Below are 26,845 nucleotides of genomic sequence, written 5' to 3'. Positions count from 1 at the left end.
ATGAGCATGCCCTTCGGGACCTGTCCGGCGGCGCGTCACGTCGATCCTGGATCGGCGAGGACCAGCGCCTCGGCCTCGGCGCCGGCCGGCAGCGCGGGGCCCGGGGGCACGAGGACCAGGAGGTCGCAGGCGCGCAGAGAGGTGAGGGCCCCGGAGACCTGGCTCGGCAGCGGCTCGGCGCGGCCGTCGACCAGGCGGGCGCGGACGCAGTGGGTGCGCTTGCCGGCGCCCTCGGCCGGGCCGGCGAGGATGACCCGCCGGCGCGGTCGCTCGACCTGCAGGTGGCCGCCGAGGCGGCGCAGGGCCGGGCGAGTGAACAGCTCGAAGCCGACGTAGGTGCTGGCGGGGTTGCCGGGCAAGGCGAACACGAGGGTGTCGCCGAGGCGCGCGAACGCCAGCGGCCGGCCGGGGCGCAGGCGGACGCGGCGGAAGATCGGCTGGGCGCCGAGAGCGAGCAGGGCCGGCCAGACGAGGTCGTGGTCGCCGACGGAGATCCCGCCGCTGACGAGCAAGACGTCGCTGCTGGCGGCGGCGTCGGCGAGGGCCCGGCGCAGCGCCTCGGGCTCGTCGCCGACGCGCCCGAGGTCGCGCACTTCGGCGCCGGCGGCCTCGGCCTGACAGGCGAGCATGAGGCCGTTGCTGCTGACCACCTGGCCATGTCCCGGAGGACAGCCGATGTCGACCAGCTCGTCGCCGGTGCACAAGACGGCGACGCGCGGCGGCCGGTGGACAAGCACGTCGGCGTGGCCGGCCCCGGCGGCGAGGGCGAGGTCGCCGGCGCGCAGGGCTGTCCCCGGGGACAGGATCTCGACCCCGGCCGCGAGGTCGCTGCCGGCGCGGCGGACGAAGTGGCCAGGCCCGATCCGTCCGGCGCGGGCGAGGTCGATCCACAGGCGCTCGCCGTGGCGCTTCACGTCCTCCTGGGCGACCACGGCGTCGGCCCCGGGCGGGAGGACGGCGCCGGTGGAGATCCGCGCGGCCTGGCCGGGGCCGACGGCGGCCGGCGAGGGGTGACCGGCGGCGCTCTCGCCGATGACCGCGAGCTCGACCTCGGCTGTCCCTGCGGACAGGTCGGTGGCGACGGGCGGCGCGGCATCGGCTTTCCCGGGGGACAGGTCCGCGGCGCGCACGGCCCAGCCGTCCATGGTGCTGACGTCGGCCCCGGGCATGGCCCAGCGGGCGCGCAGGGTCTCGGCGAGCACGAGGCCGCGGGCGGCGTGGAGGGCCCGCCGCTCGCCCGGCAGCGGGGCGCAGGCGGCCAGGACGTGCGCGAGGGCGTCGGCGGGATCGAGGTCGTCGGGGATCATCCGGACTTCTTCTTGCTGGTCTTCTTGGGCGGGGTGGTCTTGTGCTTGCCGCGCTTGGACCAGCCGCGCTTGCCAGGCAAGGAGTTGGTCTCGTCGGTCGAGGGCACCGGGTTGTCGACGGCGGAGGCGGCGCTCGGGTCGTCGGCGGTGGCGGCGTAGCGGGTGGTGCTCAGATCCTCGGCGGCGTCGTCGGCCCGCAAATCATCGGGGGCGGGGCCGACCTTGCCGCGCGGGGCGGGAGCGTCGACGGTGCCGCGGGTGTCGCCCGACTTGACGTAGACGACCAGCAGCTCGCCGTTCGCGGGGGTGTGGCTGCGGTCGATGCCGTTGATGCGCGCGAGGTCGCCGTCGGTGAGGTCGAAGCGCTTGCCGATCTTCTCGAGGGTGTCGCCCTTCTTGGCCTTGTAGCCGCGCCGCAGCAGGCCGCGCTGCTTGAGGCCGGCCTCGAGGTGCTCCCGCGAGCCGCGGATCACGAGGTCGACGGCGCTCTGCTCGAGCACGACGATCTTGGCGGCCCTGGCGTCGAAGCCCCGCGGGACGACGACCTGCAGCACCTGGCCAGGCTGCAGCCGGGCCTGCGGGTCGAGGTCGTTCCAGGCGACGATGCTGTCCCACGGGACCGCGAAGGCGTCGGCCAGGCCGCGCGGAGTGGTCGAGCGGGTGACGGCGAAGAACACCAGCCGCTGGTCGGGGCCCACGGCGACCTTGGGCGCGGGCACGAGCAACCTGTCCGAAGAGGCAGGTGCGGCGGCGGCCGAGCCGCGCGGGACCAACAGGACGACGCCGCGCTCGAGCTCGGCGTTGTCCTCGAGGCCGTTGAGCTTGCGCAGCTGGGCCTCGGTGGCGCCGTAACGCCCGGCGATGGCGACGACGGTCTCGCCGTAGGCGACGACGTGCTGGATGTGATCGGCGCCGGCGCCGTCGCGCACGCCGCCGCGGTCCCAGGCGGCCAGCTTGGCCTTGGGGATCCGCACCGGGTAGCTGCGCCCGGGCGGGGTCCGCTTGCGGATCAGCTGGGCGTTGAGCTCCTCGATCAGCGCCGGGTCCTCGTCGATCGCCTTGGCCACGGTCGAGAGGGCGGTGCCCGGCGGGACGTCGACCTTGACGAACTGGATCGGGGGCAGGCTGTCCGAAAGGTCAGGTCCGAGCTTGAACGCGGCCCGGTTGCGACCGACCAGCGCGGCGGCCAGGATCTTCGGCACGTAGAGGGTGGTCGCGTGCGGCAGACCGCTCTCGATCTCGCACAGGGCCCAGAAGTTGTTGCTGTTGGCGCGCGCGATCGCGGTCATCGCCAGGCCGTAGCCGCCGTTGAAGGCCGCCAGCGCCATCTCCCACGAGCCGAAGCGGACCCGCAGGTCCTTGAGGTAGGCGGCGGCGGCGTAGGTCGAGCGCTCGATGTCGTGGCGCTCGTCGACCCAGTAGTTCTGCTCGAGCCCGTAGACCTTGCCGGTCGGCTCCATGAACTGCCACAGGCCGGCGGCGCCCACGCGCGAGCGCCGATGCGGCTGAAATCCGCTCTCCGCCATGGCGACGAACACGAGATCCTCGGGCACGCCGACCTCCTTGAGGATCGGGCGCAGGAGGTGCTCGTAGCGGTTCATGCGCCGCAGCCAGCCGCGCATCAGCGCCTGGCCCTTGGCGTCGTCCTTGAAGAAGCGCAAATATTCGACGAGCTTGGCGCCGTAGCGGATCGGCAGCTCGGGCAGGGCGAGCGCGGCGATCCACTTTTCGGGCGCGGTCTTCTCGATCGTGGCGCGCGGCGGGTTCGCCAGCACCCCGCGCTCGAAGCTGGCGAGGTCCTCACGCGCGGCCGCGTCCGCGTCGACCGCCCGCCCCGCGTGCGTCTCGTGGATCGTGGCACCATCCGGCCGCCCTCCTCGCACCTGGTCGCGACCGCCGCCGGCGACCTCGAGGGGCCCGATCCGTTCGCGCTCCTCGGCCGGTGCGCCGTGAGCCACACCTGCAACGCCCAGCCACAGGGCCGTTAGAAGCCCGCCAATCCCCACCCAGGAGGGGTTATGAGCGGTTTGGCGGCCTCCGCGCAGATCCGGACCGGGTCGCATTCGCATCGCCGCCCACGCTAGCAAAGCGAGGCTCGAAGGACTACCTTTCGGCCATGCTCCTGGGTGTCCTCAGTCCCCTCGAGATCGTCATCATCGTCGCGGTCATCTTGCTCGTGCTCGGCCCGTCCAAGCTGCCCGCGCTGGGATCGAGCATCGGTCAGATGCTGCGAGGGTTCCGCAAGGAGATGAAGGCGATCGAACACGACAAGCAACAAGAGGCCGATCGCCGCGGCGAGATCGACGTCACGCCGAAGGACGAGCCGAAGCACGGCCGCCCGGGCTGACCGCGCGCCTGAGGCCGCCAAGATCACGAAGCCCGAATCACGAAGCCCGCCCTTCCAGCCGGAAGGAGCGGGCTTCGCCGTCGACGCCGCGAGGGCGTCGGCGGGTCCTCAACCCTTGGAGTTGAGGACGATGACCACGACGACGGCGATGATCACCACCACCACCAGCGCGATGTAGACGACGTTGGAGCTGCCGGTCGGCGGCGGCGTGGTGGCGATCGGCTTCTCCGGCTCGGACGGCCGGCTGGTCGCCTCTTGCTTCTGCGTCGGCAAGTTGGCGTTGGACTGCGTCGCAGCGTCCTCGACCTTGGCGACGACGGCCGGCTCGGTGGGCGCCGGCGGGTTGCTGGTCGCGGTCTGGGCCGGCGGCGTGTGCGGCGGAATCCGCGGCTCGGGCTGCACGGCGCTGACCTTGGCCTCGGCGACCGGCTCGGCCTCGATGCCCTTGTTGCCGGCCCGCATCGACGAACCACTCGGCGCCGAAGCGACCTCGCCGGCCCGCGGGTCCATGCTGGCCGGGCGCTTGGGCGCCTGGATGATCGTCTTGTTGCCGGCGCGGAACGGCGGCTCGGCAGCGGCGAGCGGGGGCGGCGAGGACACCGGCGCGGTCGCAGGCGTGTGCGCCGAGACCGGCGGCGTGGCAGCAGGCGAGGTCGGCGGAGCCTTGGCGGCCGGAGCCTCGACCTCGACCGGACGCGCCGGCGGAGCCTCGACCTTGCGCGGGGTGATGTCGGACTGCGGACCGACGTGGCTGTAGACGCTGAAGTACGCCTCGGCGCTCTCGAAGCCCTGAGCGAACAGCTGCCCGGGATCGGCGAGCGACGGCTCGTTGGCCGCCTCGAAGTCCAGGATCATGCGGAACTCGCAGTGCGGGCACGCGATCTGGACCAGCGGGGCGATCTGGTCGGCAGGGATGCGGAAGGGACCGGCGCAGGACGGACAGAGGACGAACATTAGAAGTCCAGACCCAGGGAGAGAGTGTACTGCTGTTGCAGCCCGGATTTGTCGGCGACCTTGTTGCCTTCGATCTCTCCCTCGCGCTTGCCGCCAGGGACGATCATCGCCTCGACGCCGACGCGCAAGACGCTGAAGATGAATCGGAAGCCGACGAACGGGCGGTGCCGGTAGATCATACCCGCATCCTTGAAGACGAACTCGCTCAACACCGGCGACTTGTCGAGGTACTCGTCAGTGGTCGGCGTGGCGTCGAGCACGCCGGAGCGCGCGAAGATCATCAAGCCCTGATAGCCGGCGTACGGCGTCAGGTTGACGGTCTTGCCGACCCCGAACACGTGCGAGATCGAGATGTCGAACGCGCCCGTGGTCATGTTCATGTCCTCGGCGCCGACCAGGCGCGAGAACATGCCGCGCAGCGCGATCGAGGGGATCGGCAAGTGGTGGAAGCCTTCGTGGATCGCCACCTTGCCGTAGCCGCTGATCGTCCACAGCCGGCTGCCGAACAGGTGCGTCGCGCCGGCGCCGACCTCGATGCCAGGCCACAGACCCTTGCGACCCATGAGCTGCAAGGTCGGCGCGACCTTGCCCGGATCGCCGCGCGTGGCGTTCTTCCAGAAATTCTCGCCGTTGCTGATCGTGTTCAGGCTGATGTCGGCCGAGACCGCGAAGCCCGAGAGACCGAGCGAGTCGGCGGGGTCGACGGGCTTGGGCGCCATGAGGACGCCGAGCTCCGAGGCGAGGCTGCGGAAGTCACCGTCGTTGCCCGTGACCACGCCATTGGCCATCGTGCCAAGCTGGCTGAGCCGCAGGTCGTAGGGTCCCGCCCAAGCCTCTGAAGAGCCGAGAAGCAAACTCAGGCCGAACGCCGCTAGGGCAAACGAAGAAAGGAACCGTCTGGGCATGCGGGAGCTCCGAGATTCAGCGGTCGGCGCAGCGTAACTTGCGCCAGCGAGGTGTGTCAAGGTTCGCGCCAGGCCGTGCTGGGCCGAAGAATTCGCCCGATTGTAAGGTGTCGCGGGCAACTTGTGTGTGTCGCCGCGGCAAGCCCGTGCTGACTCAACTAAGGATGCCGAGCGCCCCGCCGTCGACGTCACAGGCGCTGCAGGCCCAGGTGCACGCCGCCGAATCACGCTTTGCGGCGCACCCGTGGCCCCGCGCTCGTTGACCGCGCAAAGGCCGGCTGCTAGCGTGCCCGGCCTGAAGCCGCCGCACGTACAAGGCCCTCCGCTCGCCCGTTCCGGGCCTCATCGGGCGGGAGATCGGTTCGGGGCGCGGACGCCCGGTCCCGCGTCGCCCCGACGCGCCGGACTGCTGAGCCTGTTCGTGCTCTCGTGGGCCACGCCGCTCGCGCTCGCCGGTCCGCTCGGCTTCGCCGACGCGCTGCCGGAGTGGGCGCCGGCCGTCGGCTACGCGGGCGCCGCGGCCCTGGGCCTGCTGGTGCTGTTCTGGCTGCTGTCGGGCGCCCTCGGCTACGAGCGATCGCTCGGGCTGCGGATCATCCGCGCCGAGCGAGTGCCGCGCGGGGCTCGCCTGCTGTGCGCGGTGTGCTGGGCGATCGCCGGCGTCGCGCTGCTGCTGCTCAACCTCGGCTACCACAGCCTCGCGCTGGTGATCGCCACCGCGGCCGCCAGCTTCCTCGGGCTGCTGCTGCTGCTCGTGCAGTACTCGTCGATCTTCGGCACCACCAGCATCATCGGGGTGGTCCTGGGGGTCGCGGCGCTGATCGTGGTCCAGTCGGTCGCCACGGGCTTTCAGCACGAGTTCGAACGCCGCGTGCTCGGCGTGTACGCGCACATCAACGTGACCCGCAGCTCGGGCATGGCCGAGTACCGCCGCTTCGAGGCGTACCTGCGCACGCGCCCCGGCGTCACCGGCGCGAGCCCGTTCGTCTACTACGCGATGATGCTGGCGCCCTACGATCCGGAGGGCGGCCGCACCGACGATCTCCGGCTCGCGAGCGTGCTGGTGAAGGGGATCGAGCCCGAGACGGCGGCGGAGGTGATCGACCTGCCGGCTCACCTTCAACGCGGCAGCGGGCGGGCGATCCCGCTCCCGGTTCTGCGCTCCGACTTCGAGCTGATGCCGGTGCCCGATCGCGAGCCGGAGGAATTGCCGCCGGCGATCGCGGTCACGCCCGATCCGCGCGGCGCAGGCTGGTACGAGCGGGCGATGAACCACTACGCCCAGGTCCCCGCGGTCCGTAAGCGTATCCCCGGCGAGATCCGCGGCGATCTCCTCGACGACGACGCGTGGCCCGAAGAGTCGGCCACCGGCGAACCCGCGGCCCGCTTCGACGCCAGCGCGCTGCCGACGATCTTCGTCGGCGCGTCGCTGGCTCGCGACCTCGGCCTGCACGAGGACTCGCTGGTGATGGTGGTCGACCCGGGCTCGTCGTTCGACGCCTCGAGCGAGCCCGAATTCCAGTACTACCGGGTCGCCGGGATCTTCCAGGCCGGCTTCCAGGAGTACGACAGCCGCCTGGTGTACGTGCACATCAAGGAGCTGCAGCGCTTCAAGTACCGCGGCCGCGACCAGGTGTCGGGCATCGACCTCCGGCTGCAGAACCCGGACCTGTCGGCCCAGGTCGGCGCGACGATCCGCGCGGCGCTGCCAGGCCGCGAGTACCAGGTGCTCGAGTGGCAGAACTTGAACGAGAACCTGTTCAAGAGCATCCGCCTGCAGAAGAACATCATCACGGTGATCCTCAGCCTGGTGATCACGGTGGCCACGTTCAACGTGCTGTCGGCGCTGTGGACGATGGTGGTCCGCCGCACCAACGACGTGGCGATCCTGATGTCGATGGGCGCGACCGGGCCGCAGGTGGCGCGGATCTTCCAGGTCACCGGGATGGCGATCGGGCTGTCCGGGGCGGCCGCGGGGGTGCTGTTCGGCCTGGTGCTGTGCTGGCTGGTGTCGCTCTACGGCTACACGCTCGACCCCGAGGTCTACTTCATCGAAGAATTGCCGGTCGAGTTCAGCCTGGCCCAGATCGGCTGGATCCTGGCGATGACGCTGGCGATCTGCTTCGTCGCCACGCTGCCGCCGTCGCTGCGCGCGGCCAAACTGCGCCCCGTCGAGGGCCTGCGCTACGAGTGACGCCGTGGCCGCCCGCAGCTCCCGCCGCCGCTGGGCCCTGATCGCGCTGGTGGCCCGCCGCATGCTCCTCCGCGAGGGGCGGCGCGGGGCCGGCAAAGGCGTGCGCGCGGTGCTGATCGTCGCGGCGCTGCTGACGATCGCGGGCGCGGCGACGACGCTGCTCGGGGTCCGCGCGGTCGCGCCGCCGCTGGTCGCCGGGCTGGCGGCGCTGGTCACCGTGGGCCTGCTGTGCGCGCGCTACCTGATGCCCGCGGTGGCGGTGGCGGTGTTCGGCACGGGCCTCGGCTGCGCGGCGCTGATCACGGTGCTCGGGGTGACCTCGGGCTTCGAGCGCGAGCTGATCGGCCGCCTCAGCAAGGTCGGCGGCCACGTGACGCTCACCGAGTACGGGCTCGACTTCGACGAGTACCCGCAGGTGGTGGCCCGCTGGGGCGGCGACCCGCGGGTCCTGGCGGCCTCGCCGTTCGCGTTCTCGACCGCGGCGGTGGTGCCGCTGCACAAGGATGTCCAGGAGGACAGGTCCGTGGCGCCAGGTCCAAAAGGACATGCGCCCGAGGACATGTCCCAGGAGACACACACCCGGCCGATCGACCGCAACGCGCCGGTGATCGCGCTGATCAAGGGGGTCGAGCCGGAGCTGGCGGCCGGGCTGCCGGGTACGGCGGCGATGCTGCGCGGCGGCGACCTGATGAAGGTGCGCCCGGGCGACGTCCGCCACGTCCCGGCGATCGCGCTCGGCTCGCGCCTGGCCGAGCGCCTCGAGGTGAAGGTCGGCGACGCGGTGCGGCTGGTGGTGCCGGCGGAGCTCGACGGGACGGCGGCGGCGATGGCCCGCCCGCCGCGCCACGGCGAGTACGAGGTGGTCGACCTGCTCGACACCGGGGTCGGCGACTACGACGCGTCGCTGGCGCTGGTCCACCTGTCGGCCGCGCAGGCGCTGTTCTTCGCCGAGCGCCGGGTCAGCGGGGTGGAGTTCGCGCTGCGCGACCCGGACTCGGCGAAGGCGTTCGCCGGCGAGGTGGTGGCGGCGATGGGCGACGGCTTCCGCGCGACCACGTGGGAGCAGCAGGGCGAGGACGTGCTCGCCGGGCTGCGGCAGATCCGCGCGGCGGTGTCGCTGGTGCTCGGCCTGCTCGAGGTGGTGGCGGCCACGGCCCTGCTGGCGAGCCTGCTGCTGCTGGTCCGCCGCAAGCGCGAGGAGATCGCGGCGCTGATGAGCCTCGGCGCCGACTCGCGGACGATCTTCGCCGTGTTCGAGGCGGTCGGGGTGTTCGCCGGGCTGCTCGGCACGCTGATCGGGGTCGGCCTCGGGCTGGCGTTCGGCTGGATGGTGGCGGTGTTCCGTTATCCGCTCGACCCGGAGGTCTATCCGGTCGACCACCTGCCGTTCGCGCTGTCGTGGATCGATCTGGCGGGGCCCGCAGGGGCGGCGCTGATCATCTGCGCGCTGGCCAGCGGCCCGGTGGCGCTGGTGGCCTCGCGGCTGCCCGTGCTCGCCGGGCTCGGGCGAGCCTGAGCCCGTGGTCGATGGGGGACATGCCCCTTCGACCCTGAGAGGCGGGGGCTCGTGACATCGAGCATGTTTCCGGAGACATGTCGCAGAGGACATGTCCATTGGAACATGTCACTCGCGCCAGTCGACCCGCAGCGGCATGCTCTCGAGCTCCTGCGGGTGATACTGGCGGCGGGCCGGGGCCGCGCCGCGCCACACGAGGGTGATGCGATCGAGGTCGGGCTCGATCACGACGGTGTGGAGCACGGGCTCGGCGGGGTTCAGGCGGCCGTCGCGGCCGTCGGTGTGCAGGCGCGGGGCCGGCGGGACGGTGAAGCCCCAGCGGGGCCGGGTCGGGTGGACGCCGTGCAGCTCGACGGGCTCGCCGCCGCGGAGATGTGGCACCTGGAGGCCGAGCGGGGCGCCGCAGGCGATCTCGTAGCGGAAATCGAGGACGGTGCGGCCGGTGCCGTCGGCCAGCAGATCGGGGACGAGCTCGCGCTCGACCTCGAGCGGCGGCTCGTCGAAATGCTCGACGATCGGGACCATGCCCGCAAAGGCGATCCGCGGGTACCAGTCGTAGTGGACCCACCCGCCGGCGTGCGGCAGGGGCAGGCGGTGCCAGTTGTCGAGCCAGTCGCCGACGATCCGGGTCGGCGTGAGGAGGTCGGTGGGATCTTCGAGCTGCGGCAGCTCGAAGGCGTCGTCGTGGCCCGGATCGACCTCGAGCAGGTAGCCGCGGCCGACGGGGTTGCGCGGGTAACGGTAGGGCGAGAGGGCGTCTGGATCGGCGCCGGCGAGGGCCCGGCTCCACTCGGGGCTGGCGAGCGGGTTGCCGTGGCGGGCCTCTGCGCCGCGATCGCGCCCGCCGTAGGCGTACAGCGGCGACAGCGGGACCTTGTCGATCGGCAGCGGGTCGGAGAAGCGGAGCTTGCCCTGCTCGATCGAACAGGTGCGCGCGCCGATGACGGCGATCCGGTGCTCGTGGCCAGGGACGCGGACGAGCACTTCGAGCCGGCGCACGCGCTGGCGCCCGTGGGCGTGGCCGAGCAGGACGAGGTCGGTGCGCGGCTTGTAGGGGTGGAGGTCGGAGTCGGCGAGCAGGAGGTCGGGGACGTCGGGGTCGTCGAGCGGGGCGGCCAGCAGCGGGGCCTGCTCGTCGGCGAGGCTGCAGCGGCCGTCGGCGCCGACGTCGTAGGTGCGCTTGGCCAGCACGGCGAGCATCGGCTCGCCCGACGGGAGCATGTCGGAGACCTGCTGGACGGTGGGGCTCGGGCGGGTTTCGACCTGGCGCATGGGACAGTTGATTCGGCGGCGCGAGAGGGGGAGGAGCGACCTGGCCCGGAGGACAGGTAGATCAGGGCCGGCACAGGGGCGGCGGGGCCGGGCCGATGCTCGGCGGCCGGCGCGGGGGCGGAGGCGGAGGCGGGGGCCGCTCGGGGGTGTTGCCGAACTCGTCGACGACGTTGTTGTTGAGGTAGTCCTGGGCGCCGTTGGTGGCGCTGCCGCCGGGGGTCCACCAGCCGAACGCGCCGTTGGCGTCCATGCCGAGCGGGCCGCCGAACAGGAAGCCCGCGACGGCGCCGACGGCGTTGTTGAGGATCGGGTTGGCGGCCTCGCGGCTGGGGCGGATGAAGGCGGGGAAGAGCTTGAGAAAGGCGTCGGCGCGGGCGCGGTTGGCCGCGGCCAGCTCACGCGCCATCTGGTTGATCACCCTGCGCTTGACGGTGCCGTTCAGGGCCGCCTTGGCGGCGCTCTTGGTCAGCGCGGTGTTGAGGAAGCGGTTGGCGATCTTGTCGCTGAACTTGCCGAGCAGCTTGTTGAACAGCCACTGCAGCGCCCAGTCGATGGCGAAGCTGAGGAGGCCGTGGAAGAAGTCGCCCCAGGTCATGCCCGCGTAGTGGGTGTTGAAGGCGATGACGATGCCGGGCCGCTTGGGGAAGGGGGTGCCGCAGTTGAGGTTGATGTTGATGCAGGCCCACGGGATGATGCACACCGCTGCGGGCTTGCCCTCGGCCTTGTACTCGCTGGTGCCCCAGTACGACTTGGAGGCGCTGAACAGGATGTCGAGCGGCAGCAGGTAGGAGGGCACGCCGATGTGCGGGATGCCGGGGCCGATGTCGCTGCCCTTCTGGACCAGGGCGCCCCAGCTGGTGCTGTGGCTGATGGCGCGCTGATAGGTGCCCTTCCAGCCGCACAGCAGGTGGAAGCAGTAGTAGGGGACGGGCGCGGGCGACGGCGCGGGCGAGGGCAGCGGCCACGGGATGTGCAGGTCGTAGCCGAACATCGGGTGGAAATCTTTGAGGACGGCGAACGGCACGAGATGTCCTTTCGAACATGTCCTTCAGCGCAGGGCGACGAGCTCGCAGACGCGCTTCTCCAGCGGGTGCAGGACGTAGCGGAACGGGTAGCGGTAGGACACGAACACGCGCAGCAGGTCGGGCTCGACGCCGATCTGGTCGATCGCGGGGGTCTTCTCGGCGGTCTCTTCGCCGAACGCGAGGCGCACGCGCAGGAGGTTGTCGGGCAGGTGGAACACGAGCGGGCCGTCCTCGCGCACGCCGGTGATCGAGACGCGATCGCCGGGCCGGGCGGCGGGGACGATCAGCTGCGGGAAGGCGGCGTTGTAGAAGGTCGGGCGCAGGACCTCGAGCATGCCGCTGTCTGGGTCGAACTCGACGCTGCGGCGCAACCGCGGGCCGAAGCCCTGGCCGGGGCAGCCGGTGCCGACCGGCTCGGGGCGGTCGTCCCAGCGCGCGCACAGGGCCGCGGGGTCCTCGATGTTGGCCAGCGGCTGGCCCTCGGCGGTCCGCTCGTCGGGGTAGTAGCCGCGGCCGGCCGGGTTGTCGGGGAAACCGGCGGCGAGGCCGTCCCACTCGAAGCTGCCGCCGAAGCTGCGGTCGAGCGTCAGCGGCATGGCGCGGAACGGGACCGGGGCGCTCGCGGCCAGGCCGCGCGGGCCTCGCTTCCACACGCGGTCGCCGAACACGGCCACGCGGCCGCGGAAGCCGCTGCCGACCCGCAGGTCGACGTCGATGCGCGGGACGGGCCGGGCGGCGCGCGCCGAGCCGAACACGAGCAGGTCGACGCCGCCGCGGTAGAACAGCTCGTCGCCGGGCAGCGGCCCCTGCGGGCTGTCCCAAGGGGCAGGTGAGACCTGCCACGCCTGGTCGTCCGCGACGCGCAGGCGGTCGCCGACGATGTCGTAGGTGACGCGGACGGCGACCGAGCCGAACAGCCGCCGCTCGTCGATGCCGCCGCGGAACAGGTGGGCGTGGTACGGCGAGCGGTTGTCGAGCTTCACGGCGCGCGCCTTCAGCAGTTGACGAGCACGCGCTCGCCGTCGATCCGGACGTCGTCGTTGGCCTCGAGCCGGACGTCGCCGAGCTCGGCGGTGATCGTCTGCACGCGGGCGGTGCTGCGGAGGTCGCCGGCGGCGACGAGATCGAGGTCACCGCCGGTCGTCAGCGACAGCGCCTCTTCGGAGCGAAGGGTCAGCTTCTTGGCGTCGAGCACCAGCTCGCCCGCGGTCTTGAGGGTGAGGCCGGCGCCCTCGAAGCGCAGCACCGGGCCGGTCTCGCGGACCTCGATGGCGAGGACGACCTTGCCGTCGCGACCGATGAGCTCGAGGGTGTCGAGCGCGGGGTCGCGGCGCAGCTCGACGCGGTGCTGTCCGACGAGTTCGAGGGCGGTGGTCGGCGCGTCGCGGTCCTCGGGCATGCGGTGATGCTTCCACAGAAACGGCCGCGGGGGCGGCGGCGCAGCGAGGGCCGCAGGCGCGCGCGGGCGCTCGTCAGCGCGCGCACTCGAAGTGGGTGACCTCGCCGCGCGCGACGGCGACGCGGTGGACGATCGGCTGCGCGGGATCGTCGGGGTTGAAGACGCGCACCTCGTACTCGCCGGGCGCGAGGTTGAGCTGCAACTGCGCGCCGGGCATGCAGCTGCCGCCGCCGATGTCGCAGCGCTGGGTGCAGGTCAGGGCGAGGGTGCCCTGGGTCCGGGCCATGAAGGTCGAGGCCGCCAGCCCGAGCAGCGCGAGGACCCCGACGGCGAGCACGAGGCGCCACGGGCCGGCGCCGCGTCGGGGCTGCTCGCCGACGGGCGCGCGGGCGCGCGTGGGCCCGCTGGCGCGCACGACGAAGGGGCCGAAGACGAGGCAGAGCACGCCGAAGCCGACCAGCCACCAGCCGGGGCCGACGGCGACGGCGACGGCGTCCCGCTGGCCCTGGAAGAAGGCGTGCAGGGCGTCGTAGTCGGCGCGGGCGGAGGCCTCGTCGGTGAGGCCGAGCCCTTGCTCGCGGCCGCTGGCGTCGATCAGCACGGTGACGCCGCGCGTGCCGGCCCGGCCCTCGCGGGTGTCGAACCGGTGGTCGGCGATCGCGGCGAGCGGGATCTCCTTGGTGCGCTCGAAGCCGAGGAGCCCGGCCGTGTACGTGCAGCTGCCGCGCGCGCGGTCGCAGCGGAGCTCGGTGTGGTCGAGGCCGGCGAGCAGCAGGAACGCGCCGACGAAGACGACGGCGAGGGTGCCGAGGACCTGCTGGGCGCGCGCGGAGAGGGCCATGGGCGCGATGGTACCGCGAGGCGCCGGGCGAGGCGAAGCGGGCGGCGGAGCGATCGCGCGAGCGAGCCCGCGCGCCTCGGTGGAGAGGCTGGCGGGCTCGGGCGGGGCGGAGCGGGGCGGGGCGGGCGTCGCGGTTAGCCTGGCCGAAGGGACAGGTCGTGAACCTGCCCGCGAGGACAGGTCAGCGGCGGGCGATCACGCCGGCGAAGAAGAAGTCGAGCGGCACGCCCTCCTCCTCGCGGAAGCCCTCTTCGAGGTGCGAGCCGAACAGCTCGATCATGGCGTCGCGGATCTCGCCCTCGAGCGCCGACAGGGCCGGGTGGGTGATGTAGCCGGTGTCGAGCAGCCAGCGGGTGGCGTCGACGCCGGTCTTGAACCACAGGCGGAAGTTGTGCTGCCAGCAGGTGTCGATGACGAGGCCGCCGCGGCCGAGCAGCTCGAGCACGGGGTCGATCTCGCGGGGCGTCGGCGGCTCGGCGACGGTGTCGAGCTCGAGGTGCTCGGCGAACTTCTGGTAGGTCGCCATCGCCTGCGGGGCGCTGGTGGCGAGGCTGGTCAGGATGCCGACGCGGCCGCCGGGGCGGACCAGGCGACCCATCGCCGGCAGCACGCGCGGCCAGTCGAGGTAGGCGAGCGCGAACCGCATCGACACGACGTCGAACGAGTGCGCGGGGGCGTCGGCGATGAAGTCCTCGGCCTTGGAGTTGACGGGCAAGAGGTGCAGGCCCTCTTGCTCGGCGCGCTGGACGGCCAGGGCCAGCATGTTCTCCGAGGGGTCGACGGCGACGGTCTCGCCGGGCGCGATGAGGTGCATCATCGGCAGGGTGGCGGCGCCGCTGCCACACGCGAGGTCGACCAGGCGCTCGCCGCGACGGAGGTGCAGGTCGCGCGTGAGCCGGTCGTTGGGCGTCTTGACGTTGGGGCTCCAGAGGTCGTCGTAAAACTCGGCGACGCGGTCGTACGTCGACTGGTAGTAATGATCGAGGCTCTGCACGCGCCGCAGCGATACACCGAAGCCGACCCCCGTGCAACGTTCGTGGACGCTGTGCAGGGCCGGATCCTGAAGCTCTGTGCAGGTGCGCAACGGTTCGCGCACTCGCCCCTGCGGAGCCCCTGCCGGCCGCGACAGAACTAAAACAAACGGCGACAGAACTGCGACGCGCGGGGCGGGCGAGCCCGTGCCTCAGGCGGCAGCGGAGATGTCGCGCCGCAGCGAGCCGCGGCACACCAACACCTCGGCCGGCGGCAGGTTGGGCACGACGATCTGGCGCCGCTGCTCCTCGAAGTAGCGGCCGAGGGTGCGGCCGAGGTGGAACTGCGAGAAGCCGCGCGTGGTGCTGTAGACGAGCACGTGCGCGTGCAGGTAGCCGTACTGCACGAACACGCCGCCGGGCGCGAGCACCCGCGCGGCGCTGTCGAGGATCGCGTCGCGCAGCTCGGGCGGCAGCAGGCTCATGCCGAGGCACGAGATGATGGCGTCGACCGGGCCGTCTTGACCCGCGGCGGCGAGGTGCGTGCCGATGTCGGCGGCGCTGCCGTGGATGGCGACGAGCCGCGGATCGGGCAAGCGCCGGGCAGTGGCCTCGAGCAGCGGACCGTCGATCTCGAAGCCAAAGAGCCGGGCGTCCGGGCGCATGGCCTCGAGCAATTTCTCGGTGACGGTGCCGGTGCCGGTGCCGAGCTCGACCACGCTGCGAGCCCGGCCGAGCTCGGCGCCCTCGACGAGCGCGTCGACCAGGAACCGCGAGCTGGGCACGAAGGAGGCGGTCTGGTCCCAGTCACGCCAGCCGTTGAGGAAGAAGCGCCACGCGGCTCGCATCCGATCGATCGAGGTCGTCACAGGGCCGGGATTGTAACCGGCCGCAGCCGTTTGTCACGACGAGGCCGGTCGCGCGCAGCAGCCTGCGCAGCCGCGTACGCATGCGGTCCCCGATCCCCGGCGGCGACGACGCTTCAGTTGTGGACCTCGTAGACCTCGCCGCACTCGCTGACGCGCGGGCCCTGCCGATTCTCCGCCGGGCTGGTGCGCGGCTTGAGCGGGCGCAGGTTGGGCGGCAGCTCGAGCTCGGGCCAGATCTCCATCATGGCCTCGACGACCATCGGGTCGAACTGCGTGCCGCCGAGTTTGCTGACCTTTTCGGCGGCGATCCGCGGCTCCATGCCGCTGCGGTAGATGCGGTCGGACACCATCGCGTCCCAGCAGTCGGCGACGCTGACGACGCGCACGCTCGGCGGGATGTCGTCGCCGCGCAGGCGGTCAGGGTAGCCGGTGCCGTCCCAGCGCTCGTGGTGGTGGAGCGCGAACCGCCGCAGCTCGGCCAGCTCGGGCGACTTCTCGAGGATCTTGCCGCCGAGCACGGTGTGCTGACGAATGACCTCGATCTCCTCGAGGGTCAGGGCGCCGGGCTTGTTGAGGACCTTGTCGGGGATGCCGATCTTGCCGACGTCGTGCAGCAGGGCCCCGAGCTCGATGGTGCGGAGCAGCGGCCGCGCGACCTTCATGTGCTCGGCGATGCGGACGGCGAAGTGGCTGACGCGCTCGGAGTGACCGCCGGTGTAGAAGTCCTTGGCGTCGATGGCGGCGACCAGAGTGCGCACGGTGTCGATGAAGAAGCCGTGGACGCGGCCCTCGAGCGAGCTGCTCTTGGTCGCCAGCTCCTCGTTGAGGCGGGTCAGGTACGACTCGTAGTGCTGGGCCCGCAGCAGGTTGCCGACCCGCGCCTTGAGCTCCTCGGGCAAGAACGGCTTGACGAGGTAGTCGCTGGCGCCGCGCCGGAGGCCGCGCACGCGGTCGCGGCCGTCGGCGCGGGCGGTCAGCAGCAACACGGGCAGGCGCTCGAACTCGGGGTCCTTGCGCAGCTGCTCGACCAGCTGGAAGCCCGAGAGCTTGGGCATCATGACGTCGGAGATGACGAGCGCGGGCCGGACCTCGCGGACCTTCTCCAGGCCCTCCTCGCCGTTGCTGGCGGTGTAGACGTCGTGTTGCGGGGCGAGCAGGCGCTCGATGACGCGGACGATCTCGGGGTGGTCGTCGATGACGAGGATCCGGCTGCGCTCGCCCTGGGCGGCCATGAGGTGCTCGCCGAGCAGCGGGGCGGCGCCCGGGAACGACAAATCGGGGGTCGGCGCGGCCGGGTCGAGCAGCTCGACGCGATCGAACCCCGGCAGGCGCTCGATGCGGGTCATGCTCATCGCCGGCGTGCCGAGGATGTCCTCGGGGACAGGGATGGCGAGCATCGACTCGCCGGGGGCCGGCTGCGCCGGGGCCATGCCGACCAGCTCGGTCGGGTCGAGCGGCTGGCTCGGCAGCTCGACGGTCATGGTGGTGCCGCGCCCGGGGCTGCTGTCGACCACGACCTCGCCGTCGTGGCGATTGACGATCGTCTTGACCAGCGCGAGGCCGATGCCGGTGCCCTCGAAGGCGCGCGTCGAGGTGGCGTCGCCCTGGAAGAACGGGGTGAACAGCTTGGCCTGGACGGCCTCGCTCATGCCGATGCCGGTGTCGCGGACCGACAGGCGCACGCGCTCGCCGACGACGGCGACGGCGACGGTGACGCGGCCGCCCGCGGAGGTGAACTTGATGGCGTTGCTGATCAGGTTGCGCGCGACCTTGCCGAGCTCGCGCGCGCTGCCCAGCACGACCACCGGCTCGGGCGGCGGGTCCCACTGCAGGCCGAGCTTGCGCTGGCGCGCGGTGCTGCCGAACGCCTTGACCTGCTCGTCGACGATCGCGCGCACGTCGACCGGGTCGCGCGCGAGCGGCTGGTCGCGCGCGCCGTACTTGGAGTAGTCGAGCAGGTCGTTGATGAGGTCGTAGAGCTGCCGGGTGGCCGTGTGCATGTCCTCGAACACCTGCCGGACCTCGCCGCGGGCGTTGCCGGCGAGCAGGCCCTCGAGCGGGGTGAGGATGCAGGTCAGCGGGGTCCGCAGCTCGTGCGACATGTTGTCGAGGAACTGACTCTTGGCCCGGTAGGCCTCCTCGATCTCGCGGTTCTTCTCCGAGACTTCCTGGTAGCTGTGGGTGATGCGCTCGTAGACGCTGCGCAGCTCCTCGTTGGTCTGCTGCTGGGCGAACGCGGCCTCGAACAGGCGCCGGCGCAGGCGGCGGTTGAAGTAGGCGCCGACGGTGACGGTGGTGGCGGTCGAGATCAGGAAGATGCTGTTGGCGGCGAACACCGACCAGTCCCACCGCGCGAGCGGCACCGGGTCGAGCGCGATCAGCAGGCCGACGAAGGTTACGTAGACGGCGCTGGAGGTGACGAGGACGTGCAGCGGGCCGATCGGGACGAATACGCCGACGGCGACCAGCGTGAGGGTGATGCCGGCGTAGTAGTGGCTCTGGTGGCCGAGGTTGAGCGCGCTCATCAGGCCCATGAAGGAGCCGATGAGGTACATCGCCAGGGCGCACACGCTCTCGACCCACCGCTGGAACCGCGGCCGCTGGCTGAAGTTGAGCAGGCCGATCATCACCAGCGCGAGCGCCAAGCGCATGGCGAAGAACTTGGCGACCAGGCGCGGGTCGTCGAGGCTGATGATGTCGAGCACGCCGAAGCCCAGCATCAAGGCGATGCCGAGGTAGGTGACGCGGCGGTAGCCGGCCGCGATGTCCTCCCGCAAGCGCGCGGCGAAGCCGTCGTCGCGCGACGCGGCGCTCTCGCTGGCGGTGGAGAGGTCGCTCGAGTTCATCGATGGCCCACGGCGATGATCGCCTGCGGCGGGTCGCCGAAGGCGGTGACGGTCTCGACGCGGCGGAAGCCGGCGCGCTCGACCATCATGGTCAGCTCCTCGCGCGAGAAGAAGGCGAACTGGCCCTCCTCGGCGAGGATCGAGAGGAAGGCGGCGCTGCTGAGGAAGGCCCGCACGTCGCGCAGGAAGGTCCCGCGGTCGACGCCCGGCGGCAGCGGCATGCTCGGGTCGCTCTGCAGCCGGTGCAGCAGGTTTTGATAGATCCGGCTCATGTCGAAGTCGGGCTGCATCGTCGACACGACGATCCGCCCGCCCGGCTTGACGACGCGGTGGAGCTCGCGCAGCACCTCGATCGGATTGCTGAGGTAGCTGAGCACCAGGCTGCAGGCGACGCGGTCGAAGGTGGCGTCGGCGAACGGCAGGCGCTCGACCTGGTCACCTGGCCGAATGGACAGGCGGGCGAGCTGCAGCTCGTCGATCGCCGGGGCCTGGCCGCGCTCGAACCGGGCCCGGGCGTCGCGCAGCAGGTCCTGCGGGCCGAGCCGGCCGCGCAGCCAGCGGGTCATGCGGTTGAAGTCGAGGACGACGTCCTGCTCGTCGGCCGGCAAGGCGGCGGCGAGGTACGCGAGGTCCTGCTTGTCGAGCTCCCGCCCGCGCAAGACGTCGTGCAGCCGCCAGTCCTCCGCTGCCTTCCACATGTCGATCGAGTAGCCCGTGAGGCCCTTGATGATGCCCCGGAGCGCGTCGTAGCCGTAGAGCTCGCCGGCGAGGAAGCGCCGGAGCGTCCGCACCGGGCTGATGTCGATGTTGACGCAGTGCCGCGCGACCTCGGGCAGCGCGAGCCCGCGCTCTTCGGCCAGGGCGCGGAGCTTGCGCTCGGCCTCGTCGAGCGCGCCGGGCACGAAATCGACGAGGTTCAAGCGCGCGCACGGCGGCCGGCCGCGCGCCCCGCGACGCCGCAGCAGCCGGGCGGAGAGGTTGCCGGTGCCGCAGCCGAGGTCGCAGACGACGTGGTCGGCGCGCACGTCGAGCAGCTCGAGCTCGCGCTCGATGAACTCGTTGTACTCGTCGCAGGCGTTGAGGACGTCGTAGGCGAGCTTGGAGCTGCTGTCGCCGAGCAGGTACTCGTGCCAGTAGCGGCGCCGGTCGGGCAGCGGGCTCTTCGGCACGCGCCGCCACTCGGCGTTGCGGGCGCGCACCAGCTCGCGCGGGTCGGGGGTGATCGGGTCGATCTCCTCGCGGAACAGGAACCGCCAGATCTGCTTCACGGCGGTGTGGAACAGGGTCAGCGCCTCGACGCTCGACAGCGGCATGTGACCGCAGTCGAGCTCGACCAGCTCGCGCGCGCCGGGGGCGTCGACGGCCATGAACTCCCGGATCGTGGAAGGATCGATCCACGCGTCGTAGCGCCCGAGCAACCAGGTCACGGGGACCGGGATCTCGGCGATCTCGCGCTTGGCGTCGGCCATGAAGGCGAGGCCCTCGCGCAACAGGTCGGCGCAGAAGTGGTCGATGTCGCCGGTGACGCCGAGGATGTTGGCGACGCCGCTGAGCTTGCCGCTGGCGTGCTGCGACACGTAGTCGACGCCGCCGGAGGCGTTGCGGATGACCTCCTGAGCCGCAGGCGCGCCGTTGATGCCGAGCCAGTAGTGGATGCGCTTGCCCCGGTCGTTCCACACGGCGCGGCGACCGACGACGCCCTGCAGGCTGAACGAGACCAGCACGACCTGGGTCGGCGAGAAGATCGGGTTGTCGTAGACGTAGTCGAGGGTGGCCTGGATGTCGTCGACGGCCTGCGACAGCGACATGCGCATGGCCTCGCGCCCGTGCTCGCGACAGTCGGGATCCTTGTAGCTCTCGCCGAGGTTGCGCACGCCGTCGAAGCGCAGCACGACCACGTCCTGGCGGCGGCGGGCGAAGTTCTCGAGCAGGGTGAGCGCGAGGCCCGAGGTCGACTCCTTGCGCTTCGAGTGGGCGGGCGGGATGATGATCACCGGCGCGAGCAGCTTGCGCCCGTCACCGCGCGGGGTGGTGTTGAGGATGGCGACGATGTCCTCGCGCCGGCGGTTGGGGTAGCGCACGACCTCGACGCCGCTGGCCCCGGGCCCGCTCGGCGGCGGAGCCTTGCGCGGGATGAGCCGGCCGATCAAGAGGCCCATCTTCTCGACGAAGCCGAGCGACTTCTTCTCGGCGGCGCCGCGCGGGCGCACGCCCTTGGTGAAGGCCTCGTCGGCGATGCCGAAGTCGAGGCCGATGCGCAGGAACTCGATGGCGCCGGCGTCGCCCTCGACCGGGGTGACGTGCATGACCTGGCCGGTCTTGCGGGTCTCGCCGTCGCCGTTGGCGCCGCTGACGACGACCTCGCGCAGCGGGGTGCCGGGCAGCAGCAGCGCCTCGTCGGGCCGCATGCGAAAGGCGAGGCCGGTGGCGGAGATGTCGAGCACCTCGCGCCGCAGCTTCCTGCCCGGGGGATACGGCAGCGGGATCGAGACGAACATCTCCTGCGGGCCGGGCGAGCGCCGCTGCGAGCGCCGCAGCTCGAAGCGGGTGAGGTTGGCCGGCACCTCGAGCGTGACGCGGGCGCCGCTGCGGTCGAGCACCTGCGAGTGCGCGTGGGCGTTGAATGTGCCGCGCGTCAAGGTGAGGTGGACGTGATCGCCGACGGCCGGCAGGCGCGCCGCGGGGTCGCGCAGCTGGACGAGGATCGCGGCGCTGCTGACCTGGAACAGCTGCAGGTCGACGAGCTCGCCGACGTCGCGCTGAAACAACATGCCGGGCACGGGACCCTCGGCGATCATGTCGCGCAAGGTGCCGGCGACCGAGGCGACGCCGCTCACGACCTGCACGTTGCGCGGGTCGATGTGACGCGGCTGCTCCTCCATGATCTCCGCGATCTCCGCGAGCAGACGACCGAGGACGTACCGGTGGATCTGCTCGGCCGCGCCCTCGCTGAGGTCCTGGAACTGCAGGCCGATCCCGAGGCCATGGGGCGACAGTGCGGCCACGCGGACGACACGTGCTACGACGTCGACGACCTGGTCGCTGCCGAGCAGCGGCACCGACAGGTGCAACGGGCTCGGCAAGTGCGCGTGCTGGTCGGGCAGGGCGACGAAGGCCCCACCGTCGGAGACGTTGAGGACGCGACCGTTGCCGACGTTGGCGACGGTGCACACGAGCGTGCACGCCACCCGAGGGTAGACGCGGCGATCTCCGGGTCGGCCGTAAGGTTGTACGTTCACGCGCCCATCCTACCCAAGCCGACGCGACAACCCGAGGCCGCGGACGGGGATCGTACAACGAGGCGCCGCGTCGGCCATCGCGCGCCGTCGCTCGCGTCAGCGACCCATCAGCCGCCGCCAGTCGTCGCGCGAGCGGATCCGCAAGTAGCGGTTGGTCTTCCGTTGCGTACCCAGCGGGCTGGTGGGGGTCGGGCCGTAGTTGTGGCCGGGGTAAAGGACGACGTCGTCGCTCAGCGCGGCCAGCGGCCCGGTGAGGCTCTCGTACATCTGCTGGGCGTCGCCGCCCGGGAGGTCGACGCGCCCGCAGCCGTCGACGAACAGAGTGTCGCCGGCGACCAGGCGATCGCGGACGAAGAAGCACTGACTGCCCGGGGTGTGGCCAGGTGTGTGAATGAACGTGAGCTCGACGTCGCCGAGCGCGAGCCGATCGCCGCCCTCGCGGCGCACGAGGTCGGCCTCGCTGACGCCGGTGACCTGCTTGAGCCCGTCGGCCTCGAGCTTGTGCACGTGGATGCGGGCGTCGACGCGACCGATGAGCTCGGCGACGCCGCCGGGGACGTTGAACCCCATCATCCCGCCGCCGCAATGGTCCGGGTGATAGTGAGTGACGAGCGCCCCGACGATCTTCATGTCGTCGGCCTCGGCCAGCCGGATCAGCGCGTCGGTGTCCCAGGCCGGGTCGACGACCACGCAGGTCCGCGTGGCGCGGCTGCCGATGAAGTAGATGAAGTTGCCCATCGGCCCGATCGGCACTTGACGGAAGTACAGGTCGGAAGGCTCGCTCATGGCCGCAAAGATAGCCCGGGACGCGGTTATACGCGATCGCGGTGGCATTTTTCCCCGGTCCGGCGAATTTCGTGCGGCGCGCGGACCCCTGTGGCATACAATCGGCCGCAACGAAGAGGCTCCCCCCATGCTCCGTATCCTCGCCGTCCTCGCCCTGAGCTCTGCCGCCCTGTCCGCCGTCGCCTGCAAGGGCGACAAAACGAAGAGCCCGGGAGGTTGTGAGTCGGGCTACGTGTTGTCGGAGGGGAATGTCTGCGTGCTGCAGAACATCGTCGACTACAACCAATGCGTCACCAACGCGGCCGCGCGCGAGAGCATCAATGTCGGCCTGACGAAGGAGATCCTCGGTCGGCTGCAGCTCCAGTGGGTGGGCCCCAACATCGGCCAGTCGCCCGAGGCGCGCCAGCGGGCCGCGAAGTTCATCGAGCTCAACCCGGGCTCGTGCCGCGAGCTCGAGGTGGTGTGGGGCTGCTACGGGGTCGCCAACAAGGTCACGGAGAACGGGACCGAGGCGCCGATCTGCACGCCGTCGACCGGCTCTGCGGCGCCCGCTGCGCCCGCTGCCGCCGCGCCCGCCGAGCCCGCTCCGAAGTGAGCCGCCGCGCGACCGGGTGCTACCGGTCACCGCGCTTCCCAAAGGGCTGAAGCCATCCTCCGCGATGGCTTCGGCCCTTCGTGCTTTCGGCGGGCGTCTTTTTACTTAAGACAGCGCCAGCTCGATCAGCAGGCCGAGCAGGAACAGCAGGCCGAAGCGGCGGTTGTAGCGGAAGGCATAGGCGACCAGGTAGGTCGGCCAGATGTGCTTGGGGAACTCGGGCGGGCAGGTGTCGGGCCGCGGGCGCGCGAACACGGCGGCGGTGTCGCGCAGCATCGGCACGGCGGCGAGCACGATCAGCAGCGGCCAGCCGAGCGCGCCGCGCCATACGAGGGCGAGCACGGCGACCAGCTGCGCGGCCAGCATGACGGTGACGCAGCGGCGCGCGAGCGGCTCGCCGAGCAGCACCGGCAAGGTGAAGATGCCCTTGGCGCGGTCGGCCGGGAGCTTGTCGGTGTGCTTGCCGAACAGCACCGCGGTCGGCCCGAGCGCGTAGGCGGTGCCGATCAGCGCGGCGTCCCAGCTCCACTGCCCGGCGGTGCACAGGTACGTGCCGCCGACCATCAAGGGGCCCCACACCAGCAGCACGGTCGGCTCGCCGAGGCCGATGTGTTTCAAGGGCCAGGTGTAGAACAGCACGAAGAAGACGCCGGCGAGCATGAGACCGAGCGCGGTGGTGCCGGTGGCGGCGATCAGCCACACGCCGGCGGCGAGGGCGATCGCGCCGGTGATGGCGGTGTAGCGGAGCACGTCGCGCACGCTCATGAGGCCGTGCTCGAGCGGCTGCGGGCCGTACTGGGCGCGGAAGTAGTTGCCCTTGTCGACGCCCTGCAGGTGATCGGTGAGGTCGTTGACGAGGTTGTTGGTGGCGTGGGCGAACACCAGGCCGATCAGGCAGGCGAGGAAGTTGAGGCCGGAGAATTGACCGTCCCGCGCGGCCAGGATCCCGCCGATGCCGGCGGACACGATGGTCATGACGAACACGGCGGCGCGGGTGGCGATGAGCCAGCGACTTACGACGTCGAGGCGGTCCCACTCGTCTTTGCCGAGCCGCGGGATGATCTGCAGCGCTCGAAACCACATGCGCAGGTCGAACATGCGCGAAGCTTGCCGAACCCGCGGGCCGGGCGCGAGCGGCGATGCGGGCGCCGCGGGCGCGATGCCCGTGCGCGGGGCCACGTGCCCCCCTGCAGCGGCGCAGGCCGCGCGGCCGAGATGTCGCCCGCGGCCCGGCGAGCCTCTACACTGCTCGGCATGCCCATGTCTCAGCTTTGGCTGCGTACGGCCTGGCTCTCCGCGCTCGCGTTCGCGGCCGGCTGCCAGGACAACTACGAGATGGTGACCGCCGCCCTCAACACGGCGTCGGAGTCAGCCTCGATCACGGGGACCGAGACCGACGCGACCGGCGCGACGGGCACCGAATCGACGACGGCCGACGTGCCGACGACCACGGCGGCGCCGACCACCAGCTCCGAGGGCAGCATGAGCGACAGCAACTCGGGCGGGACCGACGCGACGACCTCGACGAGCGGGCCGACGACCGAGACGACGGGCTGGGACCCGACGGCGACCACCGGGCCGCCCGCGACCTGCGAGGCGCCCGAGGACTGCACGGGGATGGGCGAGGGCGACCTCCCGACCTTCGTGCTGCCGTTCTTCCGCGGCGAGGTCTGCTACGCCGACAAGCTGCGCCCGGGCGACGGCCTGCCGATCAGCTGGAACCCGTGCGTCCATCCTTGCATCGATCCGAAGAAGACCGGGTGGCGCTACCTGGTCCGCTGCTCGGGCGGCGTCGGCTGCGAGATCGCGTTCCTGCAGTACTACCGCGAGGCGACCGGCAGCAACTGCCCGAGCGACGTGTTCGCCAAGTTCGACCAGGCCGGCTGCAAGTACATCGGCCCGCACTACGGCCTCAGCGAGGGCCTCAAGAGCTTCGGCTACCCCGACGACAAGCTGGTGGTCCCCTTCATCACCAACGCGGACGCGACCGCCGTCAACGCGCTCGAGCCGTCGGCAGACGTGTGGACGCGCATCGACGGCCACGCGCAGTCGCCCGACCGCTACATCCCGCTGTCGGTCAGCGCCGACAACCCGGCCCCGCCGACGCAGTGCGGGCCGGACGTGGCCGGCTGCACGTGCAAGCAGATCGGGTTCTAGGCAGGGCGTGACCTTCGGGACAGGTGGCGGCGCGACGCCGCGGGCCTGTCCCGGAGGACATGACGATAGCCTGTCCTGCGGGACAGGTGATGATGTCCCACGTCCTCTGAGGCCGGTGACCGCGGCGCGAAGTCGTGGCCTGTCCCTCAGGACATGTTCTCAATGTGTCCTGCGGGACAGGCGACGGTCGGGCACCTCTCGCGGTGTCGTGCCCCGCTCGGCAGGCCCGTCAGTGCGCGTGGCCGTGACCGTGACCGTGCGCGTGACCGTGGGTGTGGATCTTCGCCAGCTGCTCGTCGAACAGCGGGCAGCGCCGCTGCGCGCACGGGCCGGGGTCGTCGATCTGCAGGGTCGTGTGGACGACGCCGAGGTGCTCGCGCAGGACGTGCTCGGCGCGGGCCAGCAGGTCGCCGGGGGCCACCCCGGGCTGCGGGACCAGGTGGGCGGTGAGCACCGGCGAGCCGCCGATGCTCCACAGGTGGAGCTCGTGGATCTCCGACAGCCCGGCCACGGCGCGCAGCTCGGCCTCGACGCGCTCCTGCGGGAGGTGGGTCGGGGCGAAATCGAGGAGGGCCCGGGTCGCGTCGCGCAGCACGCCCCAGGCGCTGAAGAGGACCAGGACGGCGATGCCCAGGCTGAGGATCGAGTCGGCGGCGTGGATCGCCCAGGTCGAGGCGAGCACGGCGGCGACGATCGCCCCGAGCGAGCCGAGCGCGTCGGCCAGCATGTGGATGAGCGCGCCGCGGATGTTGAGGTTGTCGCCGCCGCTGCGCGCGAGGTACCAGGCCGAGGCGAGGTTGACGACGAGGCCGGCGGTGCCGACCACCAGCACGGGCTCGGGCTCGAAGTGAGTGTCGCCGGTGCTGAGGCGGCCGATCGCGCTGTGGACGATGAGGGCGCAGGCGAACGCGAGGAACAGGGCGTTGGCGAAGGCGCCGAGGGCCTCGGCGCGGGCGAACCCGTAGGTGCGGCCCTGGACGGCCGGGCGCAGGGCGAACTCGGCGGCGAGCAGGGCCAGCCCGAGGGCCGCGACGTCGCTGACCATGTGCGCCGCGTCGGACAGCAGGGCCAGGGAGCCGCTGAGGAACGCGAAGACCGTCTCGAGCCCGAGGAACGCGAGGTTGAGGACGAGAGCGACGCGTAGAGCGCGTCGGGCGCGTTCTCGCGGAGGCCGCGAGTGGGTGGCGGTACCCATGGATCTGGCATCGGACCGATGCGCCGGGATGTCAAGCGAACGCGGGCAGGGGCGCACGCAGCGACCCAAAAGCCGCGGCCCCGAGGGCCTCCCGCGAGCGGCGGGGAGGTCGTCGGGGCCGCATGTGCCGTGCGCGGCGAGGAGCTTTCTACCTCATGACCTGGGACATGGAAGGCTCACTGGATTCACCGCCGAGGTACCGGTCGCATCGCGCACGGAACCTCGATCGGCGAGGTTGGACCAGCCCGTCGCGATGCGACCGGTACCTCGGCGATCAGTGAATCCTGGAACAGCCTTCCTTGTGACGAATGACGTGCAGAACGCTCGGGCGGCGCAACGCCGCCCCGGTGCAGAGCACCGAGCTAGACCTGACCTCCTTCGCACACGCGCAGCACGAAGAGGACAGTACCAGAAAAAGCGATGGCCG

21 protein-coding genes are annotated in these 26,845 nt (G+C 71.6%); 5 read left to right on the top strand and 16 right to left on the bottom strand.

Features of this window, described 5'->3' with window-relative positions; genetic code table 11:
- Nucleotides 1-35: 35 nt before the first annotated feature.
- Both POL25_RS41360 and POL25_RS41355 read right to left on the bottom strand, forming a co-directional pair.
- On the bottom strand, nucleotides 36-1,307 hold the full coding sequence (locus tag POL25_RS41360) for a molybdopterin molybdotransferase MoeA (protein ID WP_272091945.1): 1,272 nt from the start codon (nucleotides 1,305-1,307) through the stop codon (nucleotides 36-38).
- The gene (locus tag POL25_RS41355) at nucleotides 1,304-3,265 is read right to left on the bottom strand and encodes a LysM peptidoglycan-binding domain-containing protein (protein ID WP_272091944.1); all 1,962 of its coding nucleotides are present in this window, start codon (nucleotides 3,263-3,265) and stop codon (nucleotides 1,304-1,306) included. The genes POL25_RS41360 and POL25_RS41355 overlap by 4 nt, the downstream gene beginning before the upstream one ends.
- A 158-nt stretch (nucleotides 3,266-3,423) precedes the next feature.
- Between POL25_RS41355 and POL25_RS41350 the strand changes: the two genes are divergently transcribed.
- Entirely contained in the window at nucleotides 3,424-3,654 is a 231-nt protein-coding gene (locus tag POL25_RS41350; RefSeq protein ID WP_267702410.1) for a Sec-independent protein translocase subunit TatA/TatB, read from the top strand.
- A 108-nt stretch (nucleotides 3,655-3,762) separates the two neighbouring features.
- Here POL25_RS41350 and POL25_RS41345 read toward each other — a convergent pair whose 3' ends face one another.
- Both POL25_RS41345 and POL25_RS41340 read right to left on the bottom strand, forming a co-directional pair.
- Nucleotides 3,763-4,608 carry a hypothetical protein gene (locus tag POL25_RS41345; RefSeq protein ID WP_272091943.1) on the bottom strand — a complete coding sequence of 282 codons (846 nt, stop codon included), beginning with the start codon at nucleotides 4,606-4,608 and terminating at the stop codon, nucleotides 3,763-3,765.
- The gene (locus tag POL25_RS41340) at nucleotides 4,608-5,513 is read right to left on the bottom strand and encodes a hypothetical protein (RefSeq protein WP_272091942.1); all 906 of its coding nucleotides are present in this window, start codon (nucleotides 5,511-5,513) and stop codon (nucleotides 4,608-4,610) included. The genes POL25_RS41345 and POL25_RS41340 overlap by 1 nt, the downstream gene beginning before the upstream one ends.
- Before the next feature lie 421 nt (nucleotides 5,514-5,934).
- Here POL25_RS41340 and POL25_RS41335 point away from each other — a divergent pair, with 421 nt between their 5' ends.
- Nucleotides 5,935-7,707 (top strand): ABC transporter permease, encoded by a 1,773-nt coding sequence (locus POL25_RS41335; RefSeq protein ID WP_272091941.1) that lies wholly within the window; start codon nucleotides 5,935-5,937, stop codon nucleotides 7,705-7,707.
- A gap of 4 nt (nucleotides 7,708-7,711) precedes the next feature.
- Nucleotides 7,712-9,223: an ABC transporter permease gene (locus POL25_RS41330; RefSeq protein ID WP_272091940.1), complete on the top strand. Its 1,512-nt coding sequence runs from the start codon at nucleotides 7,712-7,714 to the stop codon at nucleotides 9,221-9,223.
- A 108-nt stretch (nucleotides 9,224-9,331) separates the two neighbouring features.
- Here POL25_RS41330 and POL25_RS41325 read toward each other — a convergent pair whose 3' ends face one another.
- The 10 genes from POL25_RS41325 to POL25_RS41280 all read right to left on the bottom strand — a co-directional run bounded on the left by POL25_RS41325 (nucleotide 9,332) and on the right by POL25_RS41280 (nucleotide 22,471).
- Entirely contained in the window at nucleotides 9,332-10,495 is a 1,164-nt protein-coding gene (locus tag POL25_RS41325; protein WP_272091939.1) for a DUF2169 family type VI secretion system accessory protein, read from the bottom strand.
- A gap of 61 nt (nucleotides 10,496-10,556) precedes the next feature.
- Nucleotides 10,557-11,519, bottom strand: coding sequence for a hypothetical protein (locus POL25_RS41320; RefSeq protein WP_272091938.1), 963 nt, complete (start codon nucleotides 11,517-11,519; stop codon nucleotides 10,557-10,559).
- A gap of 24 nt (nucleotides 11,520-11,543) precedes the next feature.
- On the bottom strand, nucleotides 11,544-12,503 hold the full coding sequence (locus POL25_RS41315; protein ID WP_272091937.1) for a DUF2169 family type VI secretion system accessory protein: 960 nt from the start codon (nucleotides 12,501-12,503) through the stop codon (nucleotides 11,544-11,546).
- Between the two features lie 11 nt (nucleotides 12,504-12,514).
- The gene (locus tag POL25_RS41310; RefSeq protein WP_272091936.1) at nucleotides 12,515-12,919 is read right to left on the bottom strand and encodes a hypothetical protein; all 405 of its coding nucleotides are present in this window, start codon (nucleotides 12,917-12,919) and stop codon (nucleotides 12,515-12,517) included.
- A gap of 73 nt (nucleotides 12,920-12,992) precedes the next feature.
- The gene (locus tag POL25_RS41305) at nucleotides 12,993-13,760 is read right to left on the bottom strand and encodes a hypothetical protein (protein ID WP_272091935.1); all 768 of its coding nucleotides are present in this window, start codon (nucleotides 13,758-13,760) and stop codon (nucleotides 12,993-12,995) included.
- A gap of 181 nt (nucleotides 13,761-13,941) precedes the next feature.
- Nucleotides 13,942-14,754 (bottom strand): methyltransferase domain-containing protein, encoded by an 813-nt coding sequence (locus tag POL25_RS41300; RefSeq protein ID WP_272091934.1) that lies wholly within the window; start codon nucleotides 14,752-14,754, stop codon nucleotides 13,942-13,944.
- A gap of 189 nt (nucleotides 14,755-14,943) precedes the next feature.
- Nucleotides 14,944-15,600 (bottom strand): class I SAM-dependent methyltransferase, encoded by a 657-nt coding sequence (locus tag POL25_RS41295; protein ID WP_272091933.1) that lies wholly within the window; start codon nucleotides 15,598-15,600, stop codon nucleotides 14,944-14,946.
- A 113-nt stretch (nucleotides 15,601-15,713) separates the two neighbouring features.
- Nucleotides 15,714-18,446: an HD domain-containing phosphohydrolase gene (locus POL25_RS41290; protein ID WP_272091932.1), complete on the bottom strand. Its 2,733-nt coding sequence runs from the start codon at nucleotides 18,444-18,446 to the stop codon at nucleotides 15,714-15,716.
- Complete coding sequence (locus POL25_RS44790) at nucleotides 18,443-21,685, bottom strand: PilZ domain-containing protein (RefSeq protein ID WP_272091931.1); 3,243 nt, start codon at nucleotides 21,683-21,685, stop codon at nucleotides 18,443-18,445. Before POL25_RS44790 ends, POL25_RS41290 begins: the two co-directional genes overlap by 4 nt.
- A gap of 96 nt (nucleotides 21,686-21,781) precedes the next feature.
- Nucleotides 21,782-22,471 carry an MBL fold metallo-hydrolase gene (locus tag POL25_RS41280; RefSeq protein WP_272091930.1) on the bottom strand — a complete coding sequence of 230 codons (690 nt, stop codon included), beginning with the start codon at nucleotides 22,469-22,471 and terminating at the stop codon, nucleotides 21,782-21,784.
- 127 nt (nucleotides 22,472-22,598) lie between these two features.
- Here POL25_RS41280 and POL25_RS41275 point away from each other — a divergent pair, with 127 nt between their 5' ends.
- Nucleotides 22,599-23,066, top strand: a complete 468-nt coding sequence (locus POL25_RS41275; RefSeq protein ID WP_272091929.1) for a hypothetical protein — start codon at nucleotides 22,599-22,601, stop codon at nucleotides 23,064-23,066.
- A gap of 105 nt (nucleotides 23,067-23,171) precedes the next feature.
- On the opposite strand, the gene POL25_RS41270 is transcribed toward POL25_RS41275, so the two are convergent.
- Nucleotides 23,172-24,164 carry a prenyltransferase gene (locus tag POL25_RS41270; RefSeq protein WP_272091928.1) on the bottom strand — a complete coding sequence of 331 codons (993 nt, stop codon included), beginning with the start codon at nucleotides 24,162-24,164 and terminating at the stop codon, nucleotides 23,172-23,174.
- 162 nt (nucleotides 24,165-24,326) lie between these two features.
- Here POL25_RS41270 and POL25_RS41265 point away from each other — a divergent pair, with 162 nt between their 5' ends.
- Nucleotides 24,327-25,223 (top strand): hypothetical protein, encoded by an 897-nt coding sequence (locus POL25_RS41265; protein WP_272091927.1) that lies wholly within the window; start codon nucleotides 24,327-24,329, stop codon nucleotides 25,221-25,223.
- Between the two features lie 229 nt (nucleotides 25,224-25,452).
- On the opposite strand, the gene POL25_RS41260 is transcribed toward POL25_RS41265, so the two are convergent.
- Nucleotides 25,453-26,418, bottom strand: a complete 966-nt coding sequence (locus tag POL25_RS41260; protein ID WP_272091926.1) for a cation diffusion facilitator family transporter — start codon at nucleotides 26,416-26,418, stop codon at nucleotides 25,453-25,455.
- Nucleotides 26,419-26,845: the final 427 nt, after the last annotated feature.

The organism is Nannocystis bainbridge, from assembly GCF_028368995.1.
In the GTDB taxonomy this organism is placed as follows: domain Bacteria; phylum Myxococcota_A; class Polyangia; order Nannocystales; family Nannocystaceae; genus Nannocystis; species Nannocystis bainbridge.
This window is presented reverse-complemented; position numbering and strand designations above follow the sequence as displayed.